The 12,034-nt window shown below is 36.8% G+C and carries 13 protein-coding genes; 8 read left to right on the plus strand and 5 right to left on the minus strand.

The genetic code is table 11. The annotated features are described in order from the left end of the window. Window position 1: 1 nt before the first annotated feature. Window positions 2–613 carry a WbqC family protein gene (locus CPT03_RS07760; protein ID WP_099438317.1) on the minus strand — a complete coding sequence of 204 codons (612 nt, stop codon included), beginning with the start codon at window positions 611–613 and terminating at the stop codon, window positions 2–4. 38 nt (window positions 614–651) lie between these two features. Here CPT03_RS07760 and CPT03_RS07765 point away from each other — a divergent pair, with 38 nt between their 5' ends. Both CPT03_RS07765 and CPT03_RS07770 read left to right on the plus strand, forming a co-directional pair. Beyond that, complete coding sequence (locus CPT03_RS07765) at window positions 652–1,536, plus strand: lysophospholipid acyltransferase family protein (protein ID WP_099438318.1); 885 nt, start codon at window positions 652–654, stop codon at window positions 1,534–1,536. Continuing rightward, window positions 1,537–2,553 (plus strand): glycosyltransferase family 2 protein, encoded by a 1,017-nt coding sequence (locus tag CPT03_RS07770; RefSeq protein ID WP_099438319.1) that lies wholly within the window; start codon window positions 1,537–1,539, stop codon window positions 2,551–2,553. It abuts the gene before it with no gap. Here the strand turns inward: CPT03_RS07770 and CPT03_RS07775 are convergent. Both CPT03_RS07775 and aroQ read right to left on the minus strand, forming a co-directional pair. After that, complete coding sequence (locus tag CPT03_RS07775; RefSeq protein WP_245870002.1) at window positions 2,550–3,518, minus strand: M20/M25/M40 family metallo-hydrolase; 969 nt, start codon at window positions 3,516–3,518, stop codon at window positions 2,550–2,552. The two genes, CPT03_RS07770 and CPT03_RS07775, sit on opposite strands and share 4 nt — an antisense overlap. Further along, entirely contained in the window at window positions 3,508–3,942 is a 435-nt protein-coding gene (gene aroQ / locus CPT03_RS07780; RefSeq protein ID WP_172954147.1) for a type II 3-dehydroquinate dehydratase, read from the minus strand. The genes CPT03_RS07775 and aroQ overlap by 11 nt, the downstream gene beginning before the upstream one ends. A gap of 44 nt (window positions 3,943–3,986) precedes the next feature. On the opposite strand from aroQ, the gene xerD reads away from it, so the two are divergent. Beyond that, the gene (xerD, locus tag CPT03_RS07785) at window positions 3,987–4,886 is read left to right on the plus strand and encodes a site-specific tyrosine recombinase XerD (RefSeq protein WP_099438321.1); all 900 of its coding nucleotides are present in this window, start codon (window positions 3,987–3,989) and stop codon (window positions 4,884–4,886) included. Here the strand turns inward: xerD and prmC are convergent. Beyond that, window positions 4,848–5,717 carry a peptide chain release factor N(5)-glutamine methyltransferase gene (gene prmC, locus CPT03_RS07790; protein WP_099438322.1) on the minus strand — a complete coding sequence of 290 codons (870 nt, stop codon included), beginning with the start codon at window positions 5,715–5,717 and terminating at the stop codon, window positions 4,848–4,850. The genes xerD and prmC overlap by 39 nt on opposite strands. 48 nt (window positions 5,718–5,765) lie before the next feature. Between prmC and ribD the strand changes: the two genes are divergently transcribed. From ribD to CPT03_RS07815, 5 genes are all read left to right on the plus strand, one after another. Beyond that, window positions 5,766–6,821, plus strand: coding sequence for a bifunctional diaminohydroxyphosphoribosylaminopyrimidine deaminase/5-amino-6-(5-phosphoribosylamino)uracil reductase RibD (ribD, locus tag CPT03_RS07795; RefSeq protein ID WP_099438323.1), 1,056 nt, complete (start codon window positions 5,766–5,768; stop codon window positions 6,819–6,821). Continuing rightward, window positions 6,818–7,684, plus strand: a complete 867-nt coding sequence (locus tag CPT03_RS07800) for a DMT family transporter (protein ID WP_099438324.1) — start codon at window positions 6,818–6,820, stop codon at window positions 7,682–7,684. Before ribD ends, CPT03_RS07800 begins: the two co-directional genes overlap by 4 nt. Next, window positions 7,674–8,288, plus strand: coding sequence for an IMPACT family protein (locus CPT03_RS07805; protein ID WP_099438325.1), 615 nt, complete (start codon window positions 7,674–7,676; stop codon window positions 8,286–8,288). The genes CPT03_RS07800 and CPT03_RS07805 overlap by 11 nt, the downstream gene beginning before the upstream one ends. A gap of 10 nt (window positions 8,289–8,298) precedes the next feature. Then, window positions 8,299–9,177, plus strand: coding sequence for a nucleoside phosphorylase (locus tag CPT03_RS07810; RefSeq protein ID WP_099438326.1), 879 nt, complete (start codon window positions 8,299–8,301; stop codon window positions 9,175–9,177). An 82-nt stretch (window positions 9,178–9,259) separates the two neighbouring features. Continuing rightward, window positions 9,260–9,580: a hypothetical protein gene (locus tag CPT03_RS07815; protein ID WP_099438327.1), complete on the plus strand. Its 321-nt coding sequence runs from the start codon at window positions 9,260–9,262 to the stop codon at window positions 9,578–9,580. A 62-nt stretch (window positions 9,581–9,642) separates the two neighbouring features. On the opposite strand, the gene CPT03_RS07820 is transcribed toward CPT03_RS07815, so the two are convergent. Then, complete coding sequence (locus tag CPT03_RS07820; RefSeq protein WP_099438328.1) at window positions 9,643–11,928, minus strand: GH92 family glycosyl hydrolase; 2,286 nt, start codon at window positions 11,926–11,928, stop codon at window positions 9,643–9,645. Window positions 11,929–12,034 lie beyond the last annotated feature (106 nt).

A 12,034-nucleotide genomic window follows, 5' to 3' on the forward strand; every position in this document is an offset into this window, starting at 1 on the left:
ATTAGATATATGATTTGGATTGTGGCCCTTGGTTAAACAGCAAGTCAACAATACTTAAATTTGGTTTAAACCCTTCTCTGTCATCAAAAACCTGAAAATAAGGCTTATATATCGTATTGTCATTAACTTTTTTAAAATGTATTTTAGACCTGTAATCCAGATCAGGAGCTATATCATCAAAATATTCACTAGTAAATTCAAGCTTAACTTCTCTCTTAAGCTGCTTTAAGATCCATTCCAACAACTCCAGATTAAAATCAAAAAGAAACTCAAACTTATTATGATAAAAATGAGCAAACTCATCCTCATAAAACTCGAAGTAAGCAGAGTTTCGGTAGCAGCTCTCAAAACTCTTCCAATGTAGCCTTTGCCAGTTAAACTCGTTGCTTATTTTAACATCTTTAACTTTCGTATGTACTTTATTTCCTCTAATAACTGGTACAATAAGATCTAAACTTCCATTTGGCGAATATATCCTGGCTCTGTTTCTATAGGTTTGTTTAGGGAAATGCTCCTCCTTTTCAATTAAAAAATAACCCTCAAAGTCTTTTAAACCAGAGAAATAACTAATAGGCGGAAGATAAAAAAGGGGGAATATAGCTGAACTTTGCATCTGATAATTTATGTTTGCATTCTCAATTCGCCAAATTAATGATAAAAAAAAGCTTTTCTTATATAGGAATATTTTTTTTGAACTTTTTGTCTCTCCTACCAACCTCTCTGTTGTATATTTTTGCGGCACTACTCTACTATCCCTTATATTATGTTCTCGGCTACCGTAAAAAAGTTGTCCGCGAAAACCTTGTTAAATCCTTCCCCAATAAAAATATTGAAGAAATTATTAAAATTGAGAAAGCCTTTTACAAGCACTTCACCCGCCTGGTAATTGAAACAATAAAGATGGCCTCCATTTCAAAAGAGGAATTACTGAAGAGGGTTAAATTCAATAATTTAGAATTAATAGAAAAGCATGTAAAAAATGGACAAAGTATACTGGCATGTACTGGTCATTATTGTAATTGGGAATGGGGCATGCTGGCTATTAGTCTAACCTTATGCCCGCAGAGTTATGTAATTTTCAAACCGATTAACAATCAGCTTTTTAACAGCTGGTTTTATAAAATGAGAACCAGATTTGGGAACAGATTTATTGCTATGAAACAGACACTTAGAATGTTAGCATCTACAAAAAATGAACTAACAATGTTTTGTTTTGCTAACGACCAAACTCCTGTTGGCCACCAAATTCAATACTGGCTACCCTTCCTAAATCAGCGCACGCCTGTATTACTTGGATTAGAAAAAGTAGCTTTGCAAACCAATAGACCGGTAATCTATTTCAAAATGAAGTATATAAAAAATGGTTATTATGAGGTAGATTGCGAGACAATATGTGATGATCCGAGCACCACAGCAGAATATCAAATTACCAATATGAGTTTCAATATCCTTGAAAATATGATCAACGAAAACCCGGCCTACTGGTTATGGAGTCATAGACGATGGAAACACAGTAAACAAGAAAATGCAGGATAAATGGAACCAAGTGTAGCAGTAGTAATCTTGAATTGGAATGGGCAAGCTTTGCTTCAGCAATTTTTACCCGGCGTAATTCAATCAAAATACAGTAATTTACAATTAATAGTGGGCGACAATGCCTCTACAGACAATTCAATTGAGTTTCTAAAAGCCAATTATCCTCAAATAAGAATTATACAAAACAATGCAAATTATGGATTTGCGGAAGGATACCGTAAAATACTGGAACAGGTTGATGCAGAATATTATGTGCTTTTAAATTCAGATGTGGAAGTTCCGGAAAACTGGATACAGCCGGTTATAGACATGATGCAAAAAGACAGCAGTATTGCTGTTGCCCAGCCTAAAATAAAATGGCAAAAAAACAGAAGCGAATTTGAATATGCAGGTGCAGCCGGGGGTTACCTGGATTTGCACGGATTCCCATTTTGCAGGGGTCGGCTATTCGATACCGTTGAATCAGATCATGGCCAGTACAACGATTCAACTGAGATATTTTGGGCTAGTGGAGCGGCCTTATTCATAAAAAGCAAACAATGGAAAGAAGTAGGCGGCCTGGATCCTGATTTTTTTGCTCATATGGAAGAAATTGACCTTTGCTGGCGCTTAAAAAACCTTGGTTATAAAGTTGCCTATTGTGCCGATGCAGAAGTTTATCACGTCGGCGGCGGCACTCTAAGTGCAAATAACCCTTATAAAACCTATTTAAACTTCAGAAACAACCTGATTATTCTTCAAAAGAACCTGCCAATAGGCGATGCTTATTCAAGGATATTTATAAGAATGTGCCTTGATTTTATTGCCTGGATTCATTTTCTGCTTCAAGGAAAAACAGACTTTGCTTTTGCTATTAATAAAGCACATTTTCATTTCCTTAAAAGCCTATTGGCCAACGGCAGGAAAAGAACAGCTAAACAAATCAGCTTTCAAAAGCACGTTGGCCAATATCCTTCAAGCATTGTATATGCCTATTTTATCAAGAAAATTAGGTTTTTCAGTCAGTTAAAAATCTAATTTTTCTTCTCAGGAACAAACAATATTGCCCCTTCCCTGCTTGCAACACTTACAATAGCCTTGTAAATATAATCGCAAACCAGTTTTTCGCCGGCTATATTGATGTGGGCAATATCATCTTCAGGAGTATGATACTGAGGGTGTCCACCTGTATGAAAACCCAATACAGAAATGTTCTTTCTATAAAATGATACATGGTCAGAACCACCTACATCATAAGCAATTACAATTGGGTTAATGCCAACCTGCGGGCCCAGACTTTTCATTAAATCCATACCACCATCAAAAGAAGCAGCACCTCCCATATACAATTGCTTTTCAGCATTCATTCTACCCACCATATCCATATTAAGCATCAATTTGATAGAAGATAACGGAACCAAAGGATGTTCAATAAAATACCTGGATCCTAATAAGCCCTGCTCCTCAGCACCGAAAGCTATTAAAAGCACACTGCGTTTTAAATCTTTTCTATTGGCCGACAATTTCTCTGCAATTTCCAATAAAGCGGCAGTTCCACTTGCATTATCATCAGCACCGAGATGTATACCTACAGTATCAGGCTTTTTAGAAGATGGCCCACCCATCCCTAAATGATCGTAATGAGCACCAAGTACAATAAACTCATTCTTTAAAACAGGATCACTCCCCTCAATAAAACCAATTACGTTCTGAGTTTTAACTCGGGGTGTATCCGTAACCCCTTTTTTTACACGGATTTTGGCAATAAATTCCTGAACATAACTACCGTTAAAAGACTTAATTCCAGCCTTTTTAAAGTCCTTTATTAGATAACTAACAACCTTCTTGTTCTGCTTAGTCCCGGGAAAACGACCCGCCATTTTTGGTGATGCGAGAAATGAAATATGCCCAAGGATCTCCTTCTCAGTAGCATCAGTTTGTGCAATAGCACCCAAGCCCATTGCCAAACCAACAACAGTTAATAAATACTTTTTAACCTGCATTATTCTGAGTTTTTAAAAAACTTTCAATTGCCAGTCTGTATCCATCCATACCAAAGCCAGTTAAAACGCCTTTACAGTTCTTACCTGTTAACGAAACATGCCTGTATTCCTCTCTTGCATAAATATTTGATATATGCACCTCAATTACAGGAGTTTTAATAGCGGCAATTGCATCAGCAATAGCTACCGAAGTATGTGTGTAAGCTCCCCCATTTAGCACAATGCCATCATAATCAAAACCAACCTCGTGCAGCTTATTAACAAGCTCACCCTCAACATTACTCTGGTAATAATCAATATCAATGATACCGAACATTTCACGCAACTGCGGAATGTATTGATCAAAGCTTAAATTTCCATAAATACCCGGCTCTCTAACCCCTAAAAGGTTTAAATTTGGACCATTAATAATTTGTATCTTCATCAGTTCAAACTTAAAGCTAAAAACTTACATCAGAAAATTTTTGTGTGATTAATAACCCCTATTTAAAATCGTTTAAGAACTATCTAAAACTGGAGCGCTCGCTTTCAGCCAATTCTATTGATGCTTATCTAACAGATATCGACAAGTTATTTCAATATTTAGAATCTACAAAAAAAACAATTGATTTAAAGGAGATTAACAGTAACGATTTAAAGTTATTCATAACATGGATAAATGAGCTTGGCATGTTACCGAGTACACAGGCCAGGGTAATATCAGGCCTCAAATCATTCTTTAGCTTTTTGTTATTAGAGCTAGTCATTCCCGTTGACCCTACAGCACTACTGGAATCGCCCAGACTATCCCGTAAACTCCCAGACACCCTGAATATTATTGAAATCAACCAGTTAATAGATGCCATTGATGCCTCTAAGCCAGATGGAATGCGAAACAAAGCAATCCTTGAAGTCCTTTATGGATGCGGATTAAGGGTTACCGAACTAATCAGCCTCAAGATATCTAACATGTATTACGAAAACGAATACATAAAAGTAATTGGAAAGGGAAATAAAGAACGCATAGTACCAATTGGGGCTACTGCATTAAAATTCATTAAAATCTATATTAAAGAATCGCGAATTCATATTAATATAAAGAAAGGCTTTGAAGATTATATTTTTCTAAATCGAGGCGGAACAGGCCTTTCACGCATTTCCGTTTTTACAATGATCAAAACTTTAGCCTTAAAAGCCGGAATAAAAAAAAGCATTAGTCCTCACACCTTTAGGCATTCATTTGCAACCCATTTAATAGAGGGCGGCGCCGATTTAAGGGCTGTACAAGAAATGCTCGGACACTCAAGTATTACCACCACAGAGATTTACACCCATCTGGATCGCGATTATTTAAAGGGAATCATAACGGAGTTTCATTCCAGAAGCTAAAATCATCCTGTCTTTTCCTTGGATATCTTTTTTCAACTCTATGTTTACAAATGACTTATCCGATAACATCTGTACAGTTTCTTTACCTAAATGTTCATTAATTTCGAAAAATAACAGCCCATTGTCTTTCAAATTACTCAGTGCAAATTCTGCAATGGCTTGGTAAAATATCAAAGGTTTCTCGTTAGAAACAAAAAGGGCCAAATGAGGCTCATTTTCTAATACATTTATATGCATAGTCTTTTGTTCCTCCATTGTAATATAAGGTGGATTACTAACTATTACATCGTACTTTTCAGCACTTTCAAAGTCCAGAATATCTGCATGAATAAAATTAACCCCGGCATTATTTAACAATGCATTTTCGTTTGCAATAGCTAATGCACCCTCAGAAACATCAATAGCACTAACAGCAAACTTATTCAGGTTCTTTTTTAGCGAAATTGCAATACATCCACTTCCGGTACCAATATCCAAAATACTACCATTAAACTGCTCCCGCTTACACTTTTCAATAATCCATTCAACCAACTCCTCGGTTTCAGGTCGTGGAATCAGCACAGAGGAATTAACTTTAAAAGTTAAACCATAAAAAACAGTATCTCCAATAATATATTGCAAAGGCTCACCTGTTTTTAACCTGGCTAGCGTTTTTAAATACTCATTAAGCTTAACATCCTCTAATACAGCATCTCCCTTTAGCATCAACTGATTCCTGTTAAACCCAGAAATATGTTCCACACTAATATTGAAAATAGAAATTATTTCCTGTTCATCGTAAATCTCTATTAACTCTTTCGTAAAATGATGCAATAATTGCTTTAAATTCATGCTATGCAAAAGTAAGTAAATAGAACAATATACCTTACTTTTGCTGTAATGACTAACGAACTATATATGAGGCGCTGCCTTGAACTGGCAAAAATGGGGAATGGACAAGTTAGCCCAAATCCACTTGTAGGCTGCGTAATAGTATGCGATGATCAGATAATTGGCGAAGGATACCATAAAAAGTTTGGTGAAGCCCATGCCGAAGTAAATGCAATAAACGATGTTTTTAAAAACCATGGTGATAATGCACCCGCATTACTTGCAAATGCAACCGCATATGTAAGTTTAGAACCTTGTGCCCACTTTGGAAAAACCCCTCCCTGTGCAGATTTACTGATTAAACACCGATTAAAAAAAGTTGTTATTGGCAATACAGACCCATTTGCAGATGTAAACGGAAAGGGAATAGAAAAACTACACAATGCAGGTATTAAAGTAGAAACAGGCATACTACAAAACGAATGCAGCTACCTTAATCGTCGCTTTTTTACCCGAATAAAACAGCAACGCCCATTCATAATTCTTAAATGGGCAGAAACAGCAAATGGATACTTCGCTCCAAAAAACACCGCACAGCAGTGGATAAGCGGGCCACTTGCAAAAAAGCTGGTGCATAAATGGCGAACAGAGGAAGACGCAATACTTATTGGAAAGCAAACGGCCATTGCTGATAACCCACAACTAAACACCAGAGAATGGCCGGGCAAAAACCCTGTAAGGATTATTATAGATCGTAATCTGCAGCTTCCCATAAATAGCCACATTTATAATAACGATGCAAAAACCATCATTATTAACGAAATCAAAACAGAAGTACAAAACAATGTTCATTTCATCCAGATGGAAGATATGCAGTACTACTTGCCCCAAAAAATAGCTTTTCAACTGTATCTTATGGATATTCAGTCTGTCATTATCGAAGGTGGAGCAAATATCCTAAACCAGTTTATTCAGGGTAATTTATGGGATGAAGCAAGGGTTTTCACTTCTGCCAATTCCTGGACAGACGGCATTTCGTCTCCAATAATTAATGGAATAATAACAGAAGAGCATTATATAGAAAAAGACAAATTAACTATCTATAAAAACAACCCAAACAAATGATTTACCTGTTAATAAGCATTTTTTGCAGTGTTACAGTCGGAGTACTACTAAAGTTTGCCAAAAGATATAGAATCAATATCGTGCAGGCGGTTACATGGAACTACCTCTTTGCCATTGGTTTAAGTGTTTTCTTTTTTAAACCTAAATTTAGCCACCTTGCTTCAACCGCTCACTACGATATTTATTTAAGTCTTGGAATTCTGTTGCCTCTTATTTTCTGGTTCCTGGCAGGTTCCATCAGAAACATAGGAATTGCAAGGACCGATATAGCACAGCGCTTGTCATTATTTATTCCAATACTGGCCTCCTATTTTTTATTTAAAGAACATTTTACCCTATTTAAAATCTGTGGACTTGTCATAGGTTTTGTGGCTATATTTTTCACTCTATATAAAAAAACAAAGCAAAGAAGTACCATTGGCAGCTGGTTTTACCCGCTTATTGTGTTTATAGGTTTTGGCATAATCGACATCCTTTTTAAACAGGTAGCACAAATCAAATCAATCCCCTATACTACCTCATTAACCATTATCTTCATTTTGGCTTTTATAATTTCAATTGTCTCAATTCTATATTTCAGGACATTTAAAAACCAAAAACTTGAGCTGGTTAATGTACTTTGCGGATGCGTATTAGGCTTTTTTAATTTTTTCAATATCCTGTTCTACCTTAAAGCACATGGTGCGATGGCACAGAACCCATCAACCGTATTTGCAAGTATGAACATGGGGGTCATTATTCTTGGCAGCCTAATAGGAATATTTGTTTTCAAAGAAAAATTAAACAAGCTTAACTATTGGGGCTTGTTTTTAGCACTTGCTGCAATTATTTTAATAACACTATCAAAGATCTATGCTATTTGATGATACCTATAAAACAATATCAGTTGCTTCCGAAGGGGTTTTTAAGGATAAAGGAAGCAAATTTATTGCTTATGCCTACCCTATAAGTTCAGATGATGAAGTAAAAAACATACTTCAAAATCTTCGATCAGAACATCCTAAAGCGCGCCATTTTTGCTGGGCACTTCGCATAAGTCCAGACAGGACTGTATTTCGCATTCAAGACGACGGCGAACCATCAGGCACTGCCGGCAGACCTATTTTAAACACCCTGCTTTCAGCAGATATAACAAACATACTTATTGTAGTAGTAAGGTACTTTGGGGGCACGCTACTTGGTGTTCCAGGTTTAATTAACGCCTACAAAACTGCAGCAGCTGAAGCAATTAAAGAAGCCAATGTTATAGAAAAAACAGTAAACGATATTTACGAAATCACATTCGACTATCTGGCTATGAACGATGTAATGCGTTTAATGAAAGATGAACAACTAAACATTATTGATCAAAACTTTGATACCTCTTGTGTTATTAAATTCGAGGTTAGAAAAGCCAGTTTAAATATTGTACTTGGTAAATTAGATAAAATTGATAATTTAAAAACTAAATATCTTTCCACCGCCTAAAACCTATGATATGGAAACTAAAATATCAGAAGCAGACCTGATTATTAATCAGGATGGTTCAATTTACCATCTGAACCTTTTTCCTGAAGATTTGGCATCCACAGTAATTACTGTAGGTGACCCTGACAGGGTTTCCGAAGTTTCAAAATACTTCGACAGCATAGAGCTTAAAAAAGGAAAACGAGAATTTATAACGCATACTGGCTACCTCGATAAAAAACGGATTACTGTAATTTCTACTGGTATAGGAACCGACAATATTGACATCGTTTTTAATGAGCTTGATGCGCTTGTAAATATTGATTTTGAAAAACGGGTTGTTAAAAAAGAGTTAACCTCATTAGATATCATTCGCATTGGAACCTCTGGAACAATACAGCCCGACATACCTATGGATACGATACTTGCATCTACTTTCGGGTTGGGCTTAGATTCCTTAATGCAGTATTACATCCATGAGTTATCTGGTGACGAACATGGCATTCTAGATGCTTTTAAGTCACATTTTTCGCATATTAAAGGCATTACCCCATACCTTACAGCAGCCAGCAATATACTACTAAACACCATAGGCAGTGATATGGAACACGGGATTACCATAACCGCTCCCGGATTCTACGCGCCACAGGGCCGACAAGTGAGGGCAAAGAACGCTATACCTGATTTTATCAATTTATTAAATAATTTTCAGCATAGTAACAATAGAATTACTAACTTAGAAATGGAAACCGCAGGAATTTATGCATTGGCAAAAACTTTAGGTCATAAAGCACTGTCAGTAAATGCGATACTCGCAAATAGAGTAAATTTCGAATTCAGCAAAAACCCTGGAGCGGTTGTAGACAGGGCGATAAAAATGGTTCTGGAGAAAATAATTAAACAAAAATGACGCAATCACTGTTCATTCGGTATGATTAATGTTCAGAGATTAATTATAAAGTGTGATCAATAGAATTAAAAATAAGAGTAATATGTTAGGGAAAATAAAAGAGAGATTCGTGTTGTCGGTGGTTAATTCTTCGCTGACGGGGTACGAAGCTAAAGATCTGGATACCGGAAAAAGGTTAATCTCTGTACTTGCGGGTGTATATATCTTACAAAAAGGAATCAGAAATATTCGTCAGCATCCGTTTACAGCAATTGAAGAAGTTGCTCTAGGAAGTATTTTATTATATAATGCCGCAAGTGGCTTAAATAAGAGAATAACTAAAAAACCAACTGAAATATCTGATATAAGAAGAAATCAAATTCAAGGCAACGACCCAAGGTCTGATGTACCTGCGTTTGTATAAGCTTAAACGATTAAACAATAAAGGCCGATACTGAGTATGGGCCTTTATTGTTTAATCTATTTTTATTTCTTAACCGGTTTAGCGGTCAGATAAAACGTCAGCTTACCGCCAGCCGTAATATCAGAGTGTTTAATTGTATTTCCAGCAAGCTGTTTTCCATTTAACAAAACCTTCTGAACATACACATTTTTATCACTTTGATTTAAAGCTTCAATAGTAAACGTTTTCCCATTTTCAAGTGTAAGCACAGCATTTTTTATAGCCGGGCTTCCCAAAGAATAGTCTTCAGAGCCTGGAGATACCGGATAAAAACCTAAAGAAGAAAACATATACCATGCACTCATTTGTCCGCAATCATCATTACCACCCAACCCATCAGGTGTAGGTTTATACTGCATTTTCAGGATCATACGCACCCTCTCCTGCGTTTTCCAGGGTTGTCCAATCCAATTGTACAGATAAGCCACATGATGAGCAGGCTCATTGCCGTGCACGTATCCACCAATAATCCCCTCTCTGGTAATATCTTCTGTTTCAGCAAAAAACTCATCCGGAAGGTGCATCGTAAATAAAGAATCTAACCTTAAGCCAACCTTTTTATTGCCGCCCATTTGCTCAATTAAAGCTTTAGGGTCCTGAGGCACAAAGAAACTGTAGTTCCAGGTATTGCCTTCAATAAACCCTTGTCCATGAGTGCTTAATACATCAAACTCTTTTTTAAAAGAACCATCAGCCATTTTTGGCCTCATAAAACCTATAGACTTATCAAACACATTTTTCCAGTTTCCAGAACGCTTGGTAAATTCATCATAAACATCCTGTCTGTTTAGCTTTTTAGCCAGCTGAGCAATACACCAGTCATCATAAGCATACTCTAATGTATTCGAAACCGACGTTCCGCTGCGCTCTGCCGGGATATAACCCAGATCTATATAATCCCCTATCCCCTCATAATCGCGGTGATTGGCAGTGGTTACACAAGCATCCAGCGCCTTGTTGGCATCACCATTATATACACCTTTAATAATTGCGTCTGTTAAAACAGAAACACTGTGGTAACCGCTCATGCACCAGTTATCGTTTGCATAGTGCGACCATATAGGAAGCATTTTTAACGCACTCTGATCATAATGAGCCATCATTGATTTTACGATGTCGTTGTTTCTGGCAGGCTGCATGATATTCAAAAAAGGGTGCAATGCACGATAAGTATCCCACAAAGAGAACGTGGTGTAGTTGATAAAGCCATCGGCTTTATGAACATCCTGATCCAACCCTTTATACTCTCCGTTTACATCGCTGTAGTTCGTCGGGTTAATAAAAGCGTGATACATTGCTGTATAGAAATTGGTCTTATCATCTTCCAAAGCATCAATTTTGATCTTGTTAAGCTCCTTATTCCACTCTGCCTGTGCCTGTTGTTTTACTTTATTAAAATCCCATCCCTGTGCTTCTGCCTGCATGTTCTCCAAAGCATTTACCTGACTAACAGGAGATAACGCGAACTTTACCTTGATCTTTTCCTGATTTTCTGTTTTAAAATCAAAGTACATTCTAATACGTCGTCCTGCAATATCCGGAAAGTTTTTAGTCTGGTCAAACTTTCTCCAGAACCCCTTATACACCTGTGCTTTATCAAAATTCTTTTGTCCGTAAGAAACAAACGGTTTAGAAAATGACATCGCAAAATACACGGTACGTGTACGTGCCCAACCATTAGTTTGCCTGTAACCGGTAATTAAAGTATCATTAACCACACGTACAAAAGTCCATACCGTTTTGTCGTCATAGTTGTAAATGCCCGACATCAAATCCAGTATAATATGCGACTCATCAGACTTTGGAAATGTATACTGGTGCATACCTACCCTATTTGTTGCGGTAAGCTCAGCTAAAATATTGTCATCGTCTAGTTTAACCTTATAATATCCAGCCTCTGCAACCTCATTATCATGAGAAAATGCTGATCTAAAACCCGATTTAGGATCATCAGCAGTACCCGGATTTAATTGCAGTTTTCCTTGAGTTGGCATAATCAGAAAATCTCCCAGATCAGAGTGTCCGGTACCGCTGAAATGCGTATGGCTAAACCCTACAATTGTCTTATCCTCATACTTATACCCGGCACAATACTTATAAATATCACCATTATACTTGCCATTCAATTCGTACGACAAAGTATCTGTATCAGGACTTAGCTGAACAGATCCAAAAGGAACAGTAGCGCCCGGATACGTATGCCCCATTTTTTGAGTTCCAATAATTGGCTTTACATACTTTACCAGGCTTTGCTGCGCATTTGCCAGCACCGGGGCTGATAAAAAGCAGTACAGGAGGATTTTTTTCATATTTAACTTTAGTTCTATTTTTTTATGATCGTCTAAGGTATAAAAAAATCATACAAAAAACAGCCTTTTTACTATTGCTATAACGTTTGATTAAAATATTTCTCAC

The organism is Pedobacter ginsengisoli (assembly GCF_002736205.1).
Taxonomy (GTDB): domain Bacteria; phylum Bacteroidota; class Bacteroidia; order Sphingobacteriales; family Sphingobacteriaceae; genus Pedobacter; species Pedobacter ginsengisoli_A.